Annotated in this window: 15 protein-coding genes and 1 pseudogene; 13 read left to right on the top strand and 3 right to left on the bottom strand. The window is 62.4% G+C overall.

The genetic code is table 11. The features are described 5' to 3' along the window. Positions 1 to 10: 10 nt before the first annotated feature. From JV201_RS20665 to JV201_RS20630, 8 genes are all read left to right on the top strand, one after another. The gene (locus tag JV201_RS20665; RefSeq protein WP_003210547.1) at positions 11 to 358 is read left to right on the top strand and encodes a DUF4389 domain-containing protein; all 348 of its coding nucleotides are present in this window, start codon (positions 11 to 13) and stop codon (positions 356 to 358) included. Then, positions 355 to 804, top strand: a complete 450-nt coding sequence (sixA, locus tag JV201_RS20660; RefSeq protein ID WP_177023052.1) for a phosphohistidine phosphatase SixA — start codon at positions 355 to 357, stop codon at positions 802 to 804. Before JV201_RS20665 ends, sixA begins: the two co-directional genes overlap by 4 nt. A 937-nt stretch (positions 805 to 1,741) precedes the next feature. Continuing rightward, a complete protein-coding gene (locus JV201_RS20655; RefSeq protein ID WP_219405989.1) occupies positions 1,742 to 3,409 on the top strand; it encodes an AMP-binding protein in 1,668 nt (555 codons plus the stop codon). 31 nt (positions 3,410 to 3,440) lie between these two features. Continuing rightward, complete coding sequence (locus JV201_RS20650; protein WP_087695369.1) at positions 3,441 to 3,884, top strand: hotdog fold thioesterase; 444 nt, start codon at positions 3,441 to 3,443, stop codon at positions 3,882 to 3,884. A gap of 98 nt (positions 3,885 to 3,982) precedes the next feature. Beyond that, positions 3,983 to 4,792, top strand: coding sequence for an alpha/beta fold hydrolase (locus tag JV201_RS20645; protein ID WP_008431257.1), 810 nt, complete (start codon positions 3,983 to 3,985; stop codon positions 4,790 to 4,792). Next, positions 4,789 to 5,643 (top strand): alpha/beta hydrolase, encoded by an 855-nt coding sequence (locus JV201_RS20640; RefSeq protein ID WP_177029369.1) that lies wholly within the window; start codon positions 4,789 to 4,791, stop codon positions 5,641 to 5,643. Before JV201_RS20645 ends, JV201_RS20640 begins: the two co-directional genes overlap by 4 nt. Before the next feature lie 102 nt (positions 5,644 to 5,745). Further along, positions 5,746 to 6,564, top strand: a complete 819-nt coding sequence (locus JV201_RS20635; protein WP_003217171.1) for a DUF4892 domain-containing protein — start codon at positions 5,746 to 5,748, stop codon at positions 6,562 to 6,564. Positions 6,565 to 6,637: 73 nt separating this feature from the next. Further along, positions 6,638 to 7,702 (top strand): AI-2E family transporter, encoded by a 1,065-nt coding sequence (locus JV201_RS20630; RefSeq protein ID WP_003217173.1) that lies wholly within the window; start codon positions 6,638 to 6,640, stop codon positions 7,700 to 7,702. A gap of 28 nt (positions 7,703 to 7,730) precedes the next feature. Here JV201_RS20630 and JV201_RS20625 read toward each other — a convergent pair whose 3' ends face one another. Both JV201_RS20625 and JV201_RS20620 read right to left on the bottom strand, forming a co-directional pair. Next, positions 7,731 to 8,768, bottom strand: a complete 1,038-nt coding sequence (locus JV201_RS20625; protein WP_003217175.1) for a cell wall metabolism sensor histidine kinase WalK — start codon at positions 8,766 to 8,768, stop codon at positions 7,731 to 7,733. Next, the gene (locus JV201_RS20620) at positions 8,768 to 9,532 is read right to left on the bottom strand and encodes a response regulator (RefSeq protein WP_032898726.1); all 765 of its coding nucleotides are present in this window, start codon (positions 9,530 to 9,532) and stop codon (positions 8,768 to 8,770) included. The genes JV201_RS20625 and JV201_RS20620 overlap by 1 nt, the downstream gene beginning before the upstream one ends. A 290-nt stretch (positions 9,533 to 9,822) precedes the next feature. Between JV201_RS20620 and pyrF the strand changes: the two genes are divergently transcribed. Continuing rightward, positions 9,823 to 10,521, top strand: a complete 699-nt coding sequence (gene pyrF, locus JV201_RS20615; RefSeq protein ID WP_003217180.1) for an orotidine-5'-phosphate decarboxylase — start codon at positions 9,823 to 9,825, stop codon at positions 10,519 to 10,521. A gap of 155 nt (positions 10,522 to 10,676) precedes the next feature. On the opposite strand, the gene JV201_RS20610 is transcribed toward pyrF, so the two are convergent. Then, positions 10,677 to 11,684 (bottom strand): NADP-dependent oxidoreductase, encoded by a 1,008-nt coding sequence (locus JV201_RS20610; protein WP_102606305.1) that lies wholly within the window; start codon positions 11,682 to 11,684, stop codon positions 10,677 to 10,679. Positions 11,685 to 11,913: 229 nt separating this feature from the next. On the opposite strand from JV201_RS20610, the gene JV201_RS20605 reads away from it, so the two are divergent. The 4 genes and pseudogenes from JV201_RS20605 to JV201_RS30240 all read left to right on the top strand — a co-directional run bounded on the left by JV201_RS20605 (position 11,914) and on the right by JV201_RS30240 (position 16,386). Beyond that, a complete protein-coding gene (locus JV201_RS20605; RefSeq protein WP_008431261.1) occupies positions 11,914 to 12,675 on the top strand; it encodes an SDR family oxidoreductase in 762 nt (253 codons plus the stop codon). A 203-nt stretch (positions 12,676 to 12,878) separates the two neighbouring features. Beyond that, a complete protein-coding gene (locus JV201_RS20600; protein ID WP_003217187.1) occupies positions 12,879 to 14,303 on the top strand; it encodes a PLP-dependent aminotransferase family protein in 1,425 nt (474 codons plus the stop codon). A 115-nt stretch (positions 14,304 to 14,418) separates the two neighbouring features. Then, a pseudogene (locus JV201_RS30245) lies at positions 14,419 to 15,525 on the top strand (HAMP domain-containing protein); the annotation flags it as partial. Continuing rightward, positions 15,505 to 16,386, top strand: coding sequence for a methyl-accepting chemotaxis protein (locus JV201_RS30240; protein ID WP_371315662.1), 882 nt, complete (start codon positions 15,505 to 15,507; stop codon positions 16,384 to 16,386). The pseudogene JV201_RS30245 and the gene JV201_RS30240, both read left to right, overlap by 21 nt. The last annotated feature ends 20 nt before the right edge of the window (positions 16,387 to 16,406 follow it).

The raw sequence follows: 16,406 nt of genomic DNA, 5'->3' as shown, positions 1-16,406 counted from the left end.
GGAACGCGTCATGAACGATCCGAAAGCAGCTCCCAAGTACGAATCCATTGGCCTGCGTGTGCTGTGGATGCTGGTGTTTGCCCTGGTGTGGCAAGTGGCGCAGTTTCTGCTGGGCGCGCTGGTGGTGGTGCAACTGGTTTATCGCCTGGTGTATGGGGCGCCGAACCTGGGGCTGATGAATTTTGGTGACAGCCTGAGTCAGTTTTTGGCGCAGATTGGGCGGTTTGGCAGTTTTCACAGTGATCAGAAGCCTTGGCCGTTTGCAGATTGGCCGACGCCCCGTGCACCGGAAGGTGAGGCTGCCCACAGTGTGCCGCCTGCACCGCATCCGGCGCGTGATGAGGAACCCAAGCTATGAAGGTGTGGGTGTTGCGTCACGGTGAGGCCGAGGGGCATGCGCGTACGGATGCCGAGCGTAATTTGACGGCCCATGGGCGCGATGAGGTTTTGCGCAGTGCGGGGCATCTGATTGGGCAGCCGATTCGGGCGATCATTGCCAGTCCGTATGTGCGGGCGCAGCAGACGGCGCAGTTGGTGCGGGAGGCGTTGGGGTTTGAGCCTGAGATCCGCACTGTGCCTTGGTTGACGCCGGAGAGTAATCCGCTGGAGGTGCTCAAGCATCTCGACAATGACGATGATGTGTTGCTGGTTAGCCATCAGCCGTTTGTGGGGGGGCTGATCAGTTATTTGCAGCATGGGCATTTGCGGCAGCCGCAGCCTATGAGTACGGCGAGTCTGGCGGAGTTGGAAGGGGACTTTCCGTTGGCGGGGTTGATGAGTCTTTTGAGTGTTCGGAATCCTTAAGGTTGGGTTTGGGTTTGGGTACATATCCGTTTCTTCGGTAACGGCCACTTAGGGTTCCGCTCTTACAGCGGGTCACTTTTTTACAAACGCCTAAAAAAGTAACCAAAAAACGCTTTGCCCCACCACTCGGTGCCTCGCTTAGGCTCGGCATGCCCGCACTCCGGCCCGGTTCCGCGGGCCGCCGCGACGGGCCATCCATGGCCCGGCGCGGCTAAATCGGCATCCTTGCCGATTTACCCGCTCCACCGTGCCTACTTGCGGCCATCGTGGTTGACGGGGCCCGCAGATCAAGATCAAAAGCAGATCAAAAGCAAGAGCACAGCGGCCTACCGGCCGGCTTGAGTGTTAAAAGCAAAATCTAAGGCGGGCACGGTCCAAATGTGGGAGCGGGCTTGCTCGCGAAGGTCGTTAACGATGACGCGGGCATTCTGATTCAGCGCGGCGACCTCAGGTTTTTCGCGAGCAAGCCCGCTCCCACATAAAAGCAGATCTGTTTTCGCTCTGGTCTTTGCTTTTGCTTTTAACACTCAAGCCGGCCGGTAGGCCGCTGTGCTCTTGATCTGCTTTTGATTTTGATCTTAGGCGCCCCGTTAAACCACGCTGGCCGAACGCAGGCTTTGGAGCGTGGGTAACCTGGCAGGACGCCGGGTTAGCCGTCCTGGGCCAAGGATGGCCCATGACGGCGGCCCACGGTCCAAAGCCGGAGTGAGGGCACACCGAGCCTAGGCGAGGTGCCGAGTGGTGGGGCAAGAGCGTTTTGCTTACTTTTGCGCTTTTCAAAAGTGAGCCGCTGTAAGAGCGGAACCCATTTCAGCCATCACCCAAATAACGGATATACCCCCAAAAACAGCAGAACTTGCACCCCCCGCGCTCCCATGAAATAGTCATCCAAGCAAGTGCTTGGTTGGCTACCATCGGAACACAAAGGAGCGCGTCCATGTCTGTCGCTATTCGTTTGCCGCTGCAAGTCTTCTTCGACCGCGAAGCCCGCCACCCACGGCAACGATTCCTGGTTCAGCCCATCAAAGGCGGCGAGGTCCAAACCCTCACCTGGGCCGAAGCCGGTCACCAGGTCCGCTGCGCCGCCCACTGGCTGCGAGCCCGCGACCTGCCCCAGGGCTCCCACATCGCCCTGATCTCGAAAAACTGCGCCCACTGGATCATCGCCGACCTCGCCATCTGGATGGCCGGCCACGTCTCGGTCCCGCTCTACCCCAACCTCACCGCCGACTCCGTCGCCCACGTACTCGAGCATTCCGAAGCCGCACTGGCATTTATCGGCAAACTGGACGACTGGCCCGCCATGTCCGCCGGAGTAAAGGCCGACCTGCCCACCATCAGCCTGCCGCTGTGCCCCGATGGCGAATTCGATTTCACCTGGGCCGACCTGCAAGCCTGCTCACCCATTCAGGACAACCCCGCGCCCGCAGCATCCGATCTAGCCACCATCATCTACACCTCCGGCACCACCGGCCTGCCCAAGGGCGTGATGCACAGCTTCGGCGCGCTGGCCTTCGCGGCCATCCGCGGCACTGAACTGTTCGGCCTGGGGGAGGGCGATCGCCTGCTGTCCTACCTGCCGCTGTGCCACGTCGCCGAACGCATGTTCGTGGAGATGGCCTCGATCTACACCGGACAGACAGTATTTTTCGCCGAGAGCCTCGACACTTTTCTGACAGACCTCAAACGGGCGAGGCCAACAGCGCTGTTCGGCGTACCGCGGATCTGGACCAAATTCCAGATGGGCGTCTATAGCAAAATCCCCGCAAGCCGCCTCGATACCTTGCTGCGCCTGCCCTTCATCGGCAAGCGGGTCGGCCACAAAGTACTCGCCGGGTTGGGCCTGGACGCTGTGCGCGTGGCGATCTCCGGCGCAGCCCCCGTGCCCGAAGCACTGTTGGTCTGGTATCGCCGGCTGGGCCTGGATGTGCTGGAGGTCTATGGCATGACCGAAAGCTGCGGCTACTCCCACGTGTGCCGCCCCGGCCAGCAGAAACTCGGCTGGATAGGCCCGCCATGCCCGGACGTCGAAGTACGCATCGGTGACGACGGCGAAGTCCAGGTACGCAGCGGCGCGACCATGCTCGGTTATTACAAGGACCCGGCAAAAACTGCCGAGACCCTCACCGCCGACGGCTTCCTGCGCACCGGCGACAAGGGCGAGCAGGGCACCGATGGCCGCCTGCGGCTGACCGGGCGGCTCAAGGAAATCTTCAAGACCAGCAAAGGCAAATACGTGGCCCCGGCGCCGATTGAAAACCGCCTGGCCGAACATGCACGCATCGAGCAGGTGTGCGTGGTGGGCGATGGCTTGAGTGCGCCCATGGGCCTGTGCGTGTTATCTGCCGTGGGCCTGCAAGATGCCGCAGGCGCTGGGCGCCAGGCTTTGCAGGGCAGCCTTGAACGCTTGCTGGAAGAGGTCAACCAGGTGCTGGATAAACATGAGCGCTTGCGCCAACTGGTGGTGGTGAAAGACAGTTGGGCGGTGGAAAACGGTTTTCTCACGCCGACCTTGAAGATCAAGCGCAACGTGATTGAATCAGCCTACGGGTCGCAGTTCCTGGCCTGGAGCGAGCGCTCCGAAGCCGTGCTGTGGCAGGATTGAGCACTGACATAAAACCAATAAGGACCGATCAATGAGCCTGTGGCGCACCCAACCGAATATCGAGCAACTGAATGCGATTCAGAAAAACACCATCGGTGAAGTACTGGATATCCGCTTTGAACGTTTTGACGACGAGTCCCTGACAGCCAGCATGGTGATCGACCACCGCACCCATCAACCCTACGGCCTGCTGCACGGCGGCGCGTCGGTGGTACTCGCGGAAACCGTGGGCTCCATGGCCAGTTACCTGTGCATCGACGCCAGCAAGTTCTATTGCGTTGGCCTGGAAATCAACGCCAACCACCTGCGCGGCCTGCGCAGCGGGCGGGTGACGGCGGTGGCCAAGCCTATTCACATCGGACGCACCACCCACGTATGGGACATTCGCCTGACCAGTGATGAAGGCAAGGCCAGCTGCGTATCGCGCCTGACCATGGCCGTGGTGCCGCTGGGGGAGAACCCGCCGGCCCGATAGGCGTGGCGTGAGTGTCATCATTCCTGGCAGTTACAGTCATTGCCGTGACTGCCCGGTCTGGGGAGAATCAACACTCTGTTTACGGTGATGGATCTGGTATGTCGCAGCACGTGTTTTTCGCTCACGCCAATGGCTTTCCTTCGGCGACCTACGGCAAGTTGTTTGCCGCCCTGGCCCCGGAGTACGCCGTCGCGCATTTGCCGCAGCACGGTCACGACCCCCGGTTTCCAGTGGATGACAATTGGCAGAACCTGGTGGACGAACTGATCCACCACCTTGAGCAACAACCGGAGCCGGTGTGGGGCGTGGGCCATTCGTTGGGTGGTGTGCTGCACCTGCATGCGGCCATGCGTAGCCCGCAGCTGTATCGCGGGGTGGTGATGCTGGATTCGCCGGTACTGACCCTGGCCGATCGCTGGGTGATCCGTGCGGCCAAGCGTTTCGGCTTTATCGACCGGCTGACCCCGGCGGGGCGCACCCTGGGCCGTCGTGAAGAGTTCGCCGACCTGGCGGCTGCGCGCCAGTACTTCGCTGGCAAGACCTTGTTTCGCGGCTTTGATCCCGACTGTTTTGATGCCTACCTGCAACACGGCCTGGAGCCGGTGGGTGATCGCCTGCGCCTGCGCTTTGATCCGGCCACCGAAATCAGCATCTACCGCGGCGTGCCCCACACCAGCCCCGGCCAGGCCCGGCAACTGAAAGTGCCGCTGGCGGTGGTGCGTGGTCGCCAGAGCCGGGTGGTGATGCGTCACCATGCCAGCGGCGTGGGGCGCATGCCCATGGGCGAAATGCTGACCATGCCCGGCGGCCACATGTTTCCCCTTGAACGCCCACAGGACACCGCCACTTTGATCAAGAACCTGTTTGCCCGTTGGGAAGCTCGCCAGCGCGAGCGCAGTTGCGCATGACTGCGCCCGTCGAAGAAGTCCGCCTGGCGCTGCCGCACATCGAGTTGGCGGCGCATCTGTTCGGCCCTGAAGACGGTTTGCCGGTGATTGCCCTGCATGGCTGGCTGGACAACGCCAACAGCTTCGCCCGCCTGGCGCCGAAACTCGATGGCCTGCGCATCGTCGCCCTGGACATGGCCGGCCATGGTCACTCGGCCCATCGACCCGCTGGCGCCGGTTATTCCCTGTGGGATTACGTCCACGACGTGCTGCAAGTCGCCGAACAACTCGGGTGGAAACGTTTTGCATTACTTGGCCACTCTCTCGGCGCCATCGTTTCCCTGGTGTTGGCCGGCGCCTTGCCGGAGCGGGTGACGCACCTGGGATTGATTGATGGCGTGATCCCGCCGACCGGCACCGCAGACAACGCCGCCGAACGCCTCGGCATGGCGTTGCAGGCGCAAATGAACCTGCAGGACAAGCGCAAGCCGGTGTACAGCACCCTTGATCGCGCGGTGGAAGCGCGGATGAAAGGCGTGGTGGCAGTCAGTCGTGAAGCCGCCGAACTGCTGGCCCAGCGTGGCTTGATGCCCGTGCCGGGTGGTTACACCTGGCGCAGCGACAGCCGCCTGACCCTGGCCTCCCCCATGCGCCTGACAGAAGAACAGGCGATGGCCTTCGTGCGCCGAGTCGGCTGTCCGACACAGTTGGTGGTCGCCGAAGACGGCATGTTGGCGAAACATTCCGAATTGCTTTCCGGGCTTACGTTCCAGGTGACTACCTTGCCCGGTGGCCATCATTTGCACCTGAATGACGAGCCAGGCGCTACCCTTGTTGCAGACTGTTTCAATCGGTTCTTCTCCACGCCTTGACTTGGCGGGGTCAACTGCCGAGGCTGGGCGGATCGAAAGGGAGTCAACCATGAACGATCTCAACACCGCAGCGCACCCCAATGGCCAGGGCGCGCCGATCCGATGAGTATGCCGAAGGGATTTTTCCGTGTTCTGGGGCTGTGCTGTTTCAGCCCGCTGGTGTTTGCCGCCGACGTACCGGGTAGCCAGGACTTGCCCGCCGTGGCCCGTCAGGTCGACGCGCAGATTGTCGACTACCGTCCCGCCGAAGAGAAAGAACGTATCTACCCGCTGGGCTCGATCCGCAAGATCAGCGGCCAGCTGCGCTATGAAGGCCAGGCCACCGCCCGCGGCCAAGCCACTGCCATCACCTACGAACTGCCTGCCGAGCACACCTCCAGCGCCGCCTTTACCGCCACCCGTGAAGCCTTGCAGGCCCAGGGCGCGCAACTGCTGTTCTGGTGCCAGGCCCGTGATTGCGGCGAAAGCAGCCTGTGGGCCAATGAAGTGTTCGGCAATGCCAAGCTGGTGGGCGCCGATGGCCAGCAGGAATACCTGCTGCTGCGCCTGGCGGCCCCGCAGGACAACTCCCTGGTCGCGTTGTACGGCATCACCCGGGGCAATCGACGGGCGTACCTGCACGTGGAACAGATGGACGCCAGCGCACCGTTGGGCGATTTGCTGCCGACCTCCGCTACGCTGCTGCGGGAACTGAAAAGCACTGGCGAGCTGGATTTTCCCAAGCTGGGCGCCGAGCCTGACGCCACCTGGCTCACCCTTATTTCCCGCGGATTGAACCTGGATGCCACGTTGCGGGTCAGTTTGACCGGGCCCACCGCCGAGGCATGGCGCCAGGGCTTGATCGATCAGGGCGTACGTGCGGCGCGCCTGGAAACCGGCACCACCGAAGCCAAGGGTTTGCACCTGCATTTGATACGCTGACCGTTCCAGGGCGAACGGACCCGCGCCGTTCGCCTAAGCTCTTCCTCTTACAGACTTCTTTTCGAGAAACCACATGCTCAATAACGATCGCCTGCTGGTGCAGATCCTGCTGCTGGTGTTGTTTGGTGCCAGCTTCTGGGTGATGGCGCCTTTCTGGTCGGCGCTGTTCTGGGGCGCGGTACTGGCGTTTGCCAGTTGGCCGGTGATGCGCTTGCTCACCCGCTGGCTGGGCGGTCGCGAATCGCTGGCCGCCGGGATCCTGACCCTGGTCTGGATGCTATTGGTGGCGTTGCCGCTGGTTTGGCTGGGGTTCAACCTGGCCGACCATGTGCGCGATGCCGTGGGCCTGATCAAGGATATCCAGGTGGATGGCTTGCCTGCGGCGCCCACCTGGCTCGGTTCCATTCCCTTTGTCGGCGAACGATTGGTGGCGATGTGGGACAGCATCGACCAGCAGGGCGCGGCACTGATGGTCACGTTGAAACCGTACCTGGGCCAGGTCGGCAACTGGTTGCTGGCCCGCAGTGCGCAGATCGGCGGCGGCATCCTGGAACTGACCCTGAGCCTGGTGTTCGTGTTCTTTTTCTACCGTGACGGGCCGCGCCTGGCGATGTTTGTGCATCGCTTGCTGGAGCGGTTGATCGGCGACCGGGCGGGTTATTACATCGAACTGGTCGCGGGTACGGTGCAGCGGGTGGTCAACGGTGTGATCGGCACCGCTGCCGCCCAGGCCTTGCTGGCGCTGATCGGCTTCTGGATTGCCGGTGTTCCGGGGGCTTTGGTGCTGGGGATCGTGACCTTCCTGCTCAGCCTGATTCCGATGGGCCCGCCGCTGATCTGGATTCCGGCCACCGCCTGGCTCGCCTGGAAGGGCGACTACACCTATGCGGTGTTCCTCGGTGTATGGGGCACGTTCATCATCAGCGGCGTCGACAACGTGCTCAAGCCCTACCTGATCAGCCGTGGCGGCAACCTGCCGCTGGTGATCGTGTTGCTGGGGGTGTTTGGCGGGTTGATTGCGTTCGGCTTTATCGGCCTGTTTATCGGCCCGACATTGCTGGCGGTGGCGTATAGCTTGTTGACGGACTGGAGTGCCACCCAGGCTCAGGTGCGGCGGGAAGATAAAACCGGGCAGTAATGGTTCCTGCAGGGCGCAGGAACCATTCCTACGCCCTTGGCAGCCACATTACGGCGGTAAGGCCGCCGCCCGGAGTTTCCTCCAGGCTCAGCCGTCCACCGAGGCGTTCCACGGCTTCCTTGGAAATCGTCATGCCCAACCCCACGCCACCGGAATTGCGGTTGCGCGAGCCTTCCAGCCGATAAAACGGTTCAAACACCGCCTCGCGTTTATCCGCCGCAATGCCCGGGCCGTGGTCGATCACTTTCACCACCAGCGCCTGCGGAGTGTCCGCGAGTTCGATGCGCGCGGTGCCGGCGTACCGCAGGGCGTTATCGATCAGGTTGTTCAGGCACGAACGCAGGGCCATCGGTTGCACTTGCAGCGGCGCGCACTCACCACTGCATTGCACATCGGAGCCGCGGTCCTGGGCGTTTTCACTCAGGGATTCCACCAGCGCCTGCACATCCAGCCAATGCCGGGTTTCGCTGGTGCGTTGCTCGTGCAGGTAGCTCAGGGTGGCGTCGAGCATGCCGATCATGTCGTCCAGGTCCTGGCGCATCTGGCCCTGCAGCTTGGTGTCTTCGATCTGTTCCAGGCGCAGCTTGAGCCGTGACAGCGGCGTGCGCAGGTCGTGGGACACGGCGCCCAGCATGCGGGCACGCTGGGTGACCTGTTCGCGGATGCGCTTTTGCATCAGGTTGAAGGTCGATGCCGCTTGCCGCGCCTCCCGTGGGCCGGACTCGTTCAGCGGTGGGCTGTCGAGGTCCAGGCTCAGGCGCTCGGCCGCGGCGCTCAGGCGCTGGATCGGCCGGCTGAGCAGCTTGGCGCCATACCAGGCGGCGATGATCAGCGAGATAAACTGGAAGGTCAGTGGCACCACAGGCCCGCCGAACCAGGGACGGCGATGCTCCTTGGGCATTGGCGTCAGGCTGCCGTCCGGTTGCTCGATGAAGGTCTCGTGGGGCGGAGGGGGCGGCGGGCCATAATGGTGAAACCAGAAGAATGCCAGCGCGTGGGCCAGCACAATCGCTACCAGCAACACACCGAACAGCCGCCCGAACAGGGTGTTGAAGGCGTTGCGCATCAGCCGATATCTCGGGCGTCGAACAGGTAGCCTTCACCGCGTACGGTCTTGATCAACTGCGGGGCCTTGGGGTCGTCCCCCAGCTTCTGGCGCAGGCGCGAGACCAGCAGGTCAATGCTGCGATCAAAGGCCTCGATGGAGCGACCCCGGGCCGCGTCCAGCAATTGTTCGCGGCTCAGCACCCGGCGCGGGCGCTCGATAAACACCCACAGCAAACGGAATTCGGCGTTGGACAGCGGCACCACCAGCCCGTCGTCGGCCACCAGCTGGCGCAGCACGCTGTTGAGGCGCCAGTTGTCGAAGCGGATATTCGCCCGCTGCTCGGTGCGGTCATCCCGCACCCGGCGCAGGATGGTCTGGATGCGCGCCACCAGTTCACGGGGCTCGAAGGGCTTGGACATGTAGTCGTCGGCCCCCAGTTCCAGGCCGATAATGCGGTCGGTAGGTTCGCAGCGGGCGGTGAGCATCAGGATCGGGATGTCCGATTCCGCCCGCAGCCAGCGGCACAGCGACAGGCCGTCTTCGCCCGGCAGCATCAGGTCGAGCACCACCACGTCGAAGGTCTCGGCTTGCATGGCCTGGCGCATGGCCGCGCCATCGGTCACGCCGCTGGCGAGGATATTGAAGCGCGCCAGGTAATCGATCAGCAGTTCGCGGATCGGCACGTCGTCGTCGACAATCAGTGCGCGGGTATTCCAGCGTTTGTCTTCACCGACAAGCGAGGCTTTTTGATCGTCATTCAGCACAGGAGTCAGGGTTTGCATGGTGCGATCATCTACCTGGTTGGCCGCCGGGCCGAAGCTCGGCGGCGAGGTTGTTGCGTTCAGCATAGGCGCCCAGCCCCGGGGCTGGAAGTTCTGTACGATGGTTCACGTGTGCGAGGCTAATCTTCGGGGGTATTGCAGGCATGTCGGGAATGTATCTGTTTCGACACAATTGCCCGGGAGCCCGCAATATGGCGGCTAAATCGCGAATTACCGATCATCGGATCCCGCAAACCCGCTGCTTGCGCTACAATCCGCGCCGATTTCGACTTGCCTGAGAGCCCATTCCAATGTCCGCCTGCCAGACTCCTATCATCGTCGCCCTGGATTACCCCACTCGTGACGCCGCACTGAAGCTGGCTGACCAGTTGGACCCCAAGCTTTGCCGGGTCAAGGTTGGCAAGGAACTGTTCACCAGTTGTGCCGCCGAAATTGTCGGCACCTTGCGTGACAAAGGTTTCGAGGTGTTCCTCGACCTGAAATTCCACGACATCCCCAACACCACCGCGATGGCGGTCAAGGCCGCCGCCGAAATGGGCGTGTGGATGGTCAACGTGCACTGCTCCGGCGGCTTGCGCATGATGGCTGCGTGCCGTGAAGTGCTCGATCAGCGCAGCGGCCCCAAGCCATTGTTGATTGGCGTAACCGTGCTGACCAGCATGGAGCGTGAAGACCTGGCCGGCATCGGCCTGGACATCGAGCCACAGGAACAAGTGCTGCGCCTCGCGGCCCTGGCGCAAAAGGCTGGCCTGGACGGCCTGGTGTGCTCGGCGCTGGAAGCGCAGGCGCTGAAGACCGCCCACCCGGCGTTGCAACTGGTGACCCCGGGGATTCGCCCGGCGGGCAGCGCCCAGGACGACCAGCGTCGCATCCTGACCCCACGCCAGGCCCTGGATGCCGGTTCCGATTACCTGGTGATCGGTCGCCCGATCAGCCAGGCGGCCGACCCGGCCAAGGCGCTGGCAGCGGTAGTTGCCGAGATTGCCTGACCTACCCGACCTGAAGCGGGCACGGTAAAAAAATGTGGGAGCGGGCTTGCTCGCGAAGGCGGTAGAGCAGTCACCTTATGCATTGACTGTCACACCGCCTTCGCGAGCAAGTCGAACCGTCGCACCGCCGCTCCCACATTTGGTTCTGAGGTGTGTCAGCTGACTTTAAGTACCAACTTCCCAAAGTTCTCACCGTTGAACAGTTTCATCAGCGTTTCCGGGAACGTCTCCAGCCCCTCGACTATATCTTCCTTGCTCTTGAGCTTGCCCTGAGCCATCCAGCCGGCCATTTCCTGCCCGGCAGCGGCAAAATTCGCCGCGTGGTCCATCACCACAAACCCTTCCATGCGCGCACGATTGACCAGCAGTGACAGGTAGTTGGCTGGCCCTTTGACAGCTTCCTTGTTGTTGTACTGGCTGATGGCGCCGCAGATCACAACGCGGGCTTTCAATGCCAGGCGGCTGAGCACGGCATCGAGAATGTCCCCGCCGACGTTATCGAAATACACGTCCACACCTTTCGGGCACTCGCGCTTGAGGCTGGCATGCACGTCTTCGTTCTTGTAGTCGATGGCTGCATCAAAACCCAGTTCATCCACCAAGAACCTGCATTTGTCGGCGCCGCCAGCGATGCCTACCACGCGGCAGCCTTTAATCTTGGCAATCTGCCCGGCAATGCTGCCCACCGCGCCTGCCGCGCCGGAGATCACCACGGTCTCGCCGGCCTTGGGCGCGCCGGTGTCCAGCAGGGCGAAGTAAGCGGTCATGCCGGTCATCCCCAGCGCAGACAGATAACGCGGCAACGGCGCCAGTTTCGGATCGACCTTGTAGAAACCCCGCGGCTCACCGAGGAAGTAATCCTGCACACCCAAGGCACCGTTGACGTAGTCGCCCACGGCAAATTTCGGGTTGTTCGACGCGATCACCTTGCCTACGCCCAAGGCGCGCATGACTTCGCCGATACCCACCGGTGGAATGTAGGATTTGCCCTCGTTCATCCAGCCGCGCATGGCCGGGTCCAGGGACAGGTATTCGTTGTGCACCAGCACCTGGCCGTCCTGGGGTGTACCCACCGGCACTTCCTGGTAAGTGAAGGTGTCCCGCGTGGCCGCGCCGACCGGGCGTTTGGCGAGCAGGAATTGGCGGTTAGTCTGGGCAGTCATGGCAGCGACTCTTGAGAAGTGGACCTTGAGTGATAGACCCTTCGGGCTGCACCGGCAAGGTGCGCGGCACCTGCGAATGCCCACCGATCCACTGCAATGATAGTGATGCCGGTGCCGTTATCACTGCGGCTCATGGTTCGCCAACCGGGCTTTTGATAGTGCTGACGCGCCGATGGTGGCTCTGGCTAGACTGGGGTCATCGAGCATTCCCATCGAAGGAACATCCACCATGAGCATGACATTTTCCGGCCAGGTCGCCCTGGTGACCGGTGCGGCCGCCGGCATTGGCCGCGCCACTGCGCTGGCGTTCGCCGCTGAAGGCTTGAAAGTCGTAGTCGCCGACCTGGACGCGGCTGGCGGCGAGGGCACTGTGGCGCTGATTCATCAGGCCGGTGGCGAAGCGGTGTTTGTGCGCTGCAATGTCACCCTCGAAGCGGACGTGCAGCAGTTGATGCAGCAGACCGTGGCCACCTATGGCCGGTTGGACTATGCCTTCAACAACGCCGGGATCGAGATCGAGAAGGGCAAGCTGGCGGACGGCAGCCTGGATGAGTTCGACGCAATCATGGGCGTCAACGTCAAGGGCGTGTGGCTGTGCATGAAGTATCAACTGCCGTTGCTGCTGGCTCAGGGCGGCGGCGCCATCGTCAACACGGCTTCTGTGGCAGGACTTGGGGCGGCGCCGAAGATGAGTATCTATGCCGCGTCCAAGCACGCGGTGATCGGCCTGACCAAGTCGGCGGCGATCGAGTACGCGAAAAAGAAAATCCGCGTCAACGCGGTATGCCCGGCCGTGATCGACACCGATATGTTCCGCCGTGCCTATGAAGCTGACCCGCGCAAAGCCGAATTTGCCGCCGCCATGCACCCGGTCGGGCGTATCGGCAAGGTCGAGGAGATCGCCAGCGCAGTGCTTTATCTGTGCAGCGACGGTGCTGCCTTCACCACGGGCCAGGCATTGGCGGTGGACGGTGGCGCGACCGCGATTTAGGAAGTGAGGCGGATGCCATTCAGAAAAGCGTTGGAGGCGCTGTGGGGTTTTTCCGCAGGTGGCCAGATGCCTCACCTGAATGTGTTTCACTAGGTAAATAATTCAATTAAATCAATGATTTAATAAATCTTGATCGCGGCTGTCATTGGGCTTCTGTGCTTAACTGGTTTGGGTTAAATGACAACAGTTTAAGTGAGTGGCTCATGGATTTAGGGATCGATCGACAAGCCCTTGTACCGGTAGTGCAGCAAATCGTCAGTGCGCTGGCCGCCTGGATTCGCGAGAGCGGCGCCAGCCCCGGGACGCGGTTGCCCTCGGTGCGGCAACTGGCCCACGAGAACCTGCTCAGTCAGTCCAGCGTCATCGAGGCGTTCGAGCGGATGGTTGCCCAAGGTGTGCTGGCCTCAAGGCAAGGCGCCGGTTTCTGTGTGGCCCAGCCACCCGCCGAGCGTGGTCTTCGCGGTGAAAACCAATGGTATGAGGGCGCCGAGTCGGGGTGGGGCGCCTTCATCGACAATCAACTGGGCGAACTGAAACTGGGATGCGGCTGGCTGCCGGACACCTGGCGCGAGAGCGACGACATCAGCTACGCGATTCGTGAAGTCACCCGCACCGACACCGCGGCCGTCTTCAACTACAGCACGCCGCTGGGGCTGCCGGCCCTGCGTGAACAGCTGCTCAAGCGCCTGGCGCACATCCAGGTGGCAACCCGGGTCGAGCATATTCTCACCACCCACGGCGCGAGCCACGCCCAGGACCTGCTGATCCGCACGCTGCTCAAGGCCGGCGACACCGTGGTGGTGGAAAGCCCGGGGTACGGCAACCTTTACCGCCAACTGGCCTTTCACGGTGTCAAGCTGCTGGAAGTGCCGCGCACCCGTGGCGGCCCGGACATGCCTGCCCTGGAAGCGCTGTTGCGCGGGCACCGGCCCAAGTGCCTGTTCATCAACAGCCTGTATCACAACCCCACCGGCACCAGCCTGTCCCTGGCGGTGGCCGAGCGCTTGCTGCAACTGGCCCATTCCCAGGACTTCTTCATCATTGAGGAAGACGTCTATGGCGACCTGCAACATGCCACGTGCACCCGGTTGTCGGCGTTGCCCCACGAGGACCGGGTGATCTATGTCTCGAGTTTTTCCAAGACCCTCAGCAGCGCCTTGCGGGTGGGGTATCTCACGGCCAGCGGGGCGATCATCGCGCAATTGGCCAGGGTCAAGACCTTGACCGGCATCGGCACCTCGCGGTTTGCCGAGGCGGTGGTGGCGACGTTGCTGGCCAATGGTACCTACCGCAAGTGGGTGCAACGCCTGCGCCGGCGGCTGAGCACGGAAATGGCCATGACCCTGCAGGTGCTGGAAGACGAAGAGTGGGAGGTGTTTGCGGTGCCGGCGGGGGGCATGTTCCTCTGGGCGCGCCCTGGTGTCGGCGACCGTTCCACCGTGCAGGCGCGGGCTCGCCGGCTGGGGGTGTTGCTGTCGCCGGGGACGCTTTTCAGCCCGACGGGCGAATCCAGCGACTGGCTGCGCATCAATGTGGCCTACGCTTCTGATCAGCGTGCACTGGCGTTGTTCAAGGCCATGGGGCCGGCAGGATCGACCTCTACCATTCTGAAAACGACGAGGATGTAGCTTTTTGCCATTATTGTGGCGCCAAACCCTTGTATTCAGTGCCCCGGGGTTGCGAATCTCGCTGCATCGAAACCTGGCTTGATGGCATTCGCCATTGCAAGAGGACTCAAGTGCAATGATTTCTGCCGTGCAACGACGTTTTGCCAACCTCGGTATGGCCAAGAAACTGGGCTTGGGCTTTGCCCTGGTACTGCTGTTGACGGCATTGGTGGCCGCGATTGGCGTATGGTCGCTGCAAACCGTTGGCCAGCGCTTCGAGGGCCTTAAAGCCATGTCGGCGCTCAACAGCGGCTTGCTCAAGGTGCGCTTGATCGAGCAGGACTACGCGTTGCATGCCGACCCCAAGTCGGTGGACGCCTTGCACGAAAGTGTCGACGCGTTGGCGGCCCAGGCGGTAATTCTCAAGGCCCAGTCGCCTGCCAATGTCCCGGTGATGAGCGACGTCGAGCAGGCGCTGGCGGCGTATCGCAAGGCGTTCGATGAGTTTGTCGAGCTGACCCAGACCAAGGACCTGGCGCTGGAAATGGCCAGTTGGTCGGTCTCCAGTGTCGCCAACAACCTTGATGTGTTGCAGGCCGGGCTGGCGGACGACGGCGCCTATGGCCTCAAGGAAAGCCAGGGCAAGGAAGGTGCCGAATTCATCGAGCAGGCGGGGCAGGTCAGCCAGGTCTCGCGCCTGATGCTGCAGGCCATGAACGAAGCGCACGTGCGCCTGGACCAGAGCCGCAAGGGCGATGACGAGAACGCCGAGCAGGGCAAGATCGAGCAGGCCGATCAGGCCCTGGCCCAGGTCGAACAGCTGAAAACCACCGTCAAGGATCCTGGCTACCAAACCGTGCTTAACGAAGTGTCCGGGCATATCGCGGCCTTCAGCGAAAAACTCGGCGAATACACCGGGCTGCTGGCCCAGGAAAAAGTCGTCTACAAGCAGTTGCACGAGCGCGCAGCCGAAGTGGTCACCCGGGTCAATCAGGCCTACGACGCAGAAGACCTGTCGATGCAGGCGCAGTTGAAGAAAAGCGCGTTGCTGATCATCGGTTCTTCGGCGTTGGCGTTATTGGTCGGGCTGATTGCCGCGTGGATCATTACCCGTTTGATCGTTGCACCGTTGCGCAGCGTGATCGCAGTGGCCCAGCAGATTGCCGCCGGTGATCTCAGTGGCCGCATGGAAGTCAGTCGCCGGGACGAGATGGGCCAATTGATGCTCGCGATGCAACAGATGAGCAGCGGCCTGAGCAGCATGGTCAGCGGGTTGCAGGCAGGTATCGAGCAACTGGCCAGCTCGGCCCATTCGCTGTCCAGCGTCACCGAGCAGACCAATATCGAGGTCAGCAGCCAGAAGGAAGAAACCGAGCAGGTGGCCACGGCCATGAACCAGATGACCGCCACCGTGCACGATGTGGCGCGCAACGCCGAAGAAGCGGCCCAGGCGGCGCAGACGGCGGATGACAAGGTCGACAGCGGTCAGCAGGTTGTGCGCCAGAGCTTGCAGCGTATCGAGTTGCTGGCCAGCTCCGCGACCTCCGCCAGTACCAGCATCGAAAGCCTGAGCGCGGAGATCCAGACTATCGGTACCGTCCTTGAGGTGATCAAGAGCGTGGCCGAGCAAACCAACCTGCTGGCGCTGAATGCGGCCATCGAGGCGGCGCGGGCGGGCGAGCAGGGCCGCGGTTTTGCCGTGGTGGCCGACGAGGTGCGGGCGCTGGCCAAGCGCACCCAGCAATCGACCGAGGAAATTGAACGGTTGGTGAGTACCTTGCGCAGCGCTGCGCAGGCTTCGGTGCAGCAGATCAGGCAGAGCGGCGAACTGGTCAAGCTGGCGGTCAGTGATGCCCTGGAAACCGAAAGCGCCCTGGGCAGCATCGCGGCGGCGGTGTCGTTGATCCAGCAGATGAACCAGCAGATTGCCGCAGCGGCCGAAGAGCAAAGCTCGGTGGCCGAGGAAATCAACCGCAGCGTCACCAGCATCCGTGCGAGTGCCGATCAATCGGCGTTGAGCATGCAGGGCAATGCAGCGTCGAGCATCGAGCTGGCGCAGTTGGGTACGGAGCTTAAGGGGATGGTCGGGCACTTCCGCCTTTGATCACCGCAGGCCTGCGGCGA

Origin of the sequence: Pseudomonas sp. Colony2 (assembly GCF_019382755.1) — a bacterium.
Taxonomy (GTDB): Bacteria; Pseudomonadota; Gammaproteobacteria; order Pseudomonadales; family Pseudomonadaceae; genus Aquipseudomonas.
Note: the sequence above shows the minus strand (reverse complement) of the source record. Positions and strands in the feature narration are given on the sequence as shown.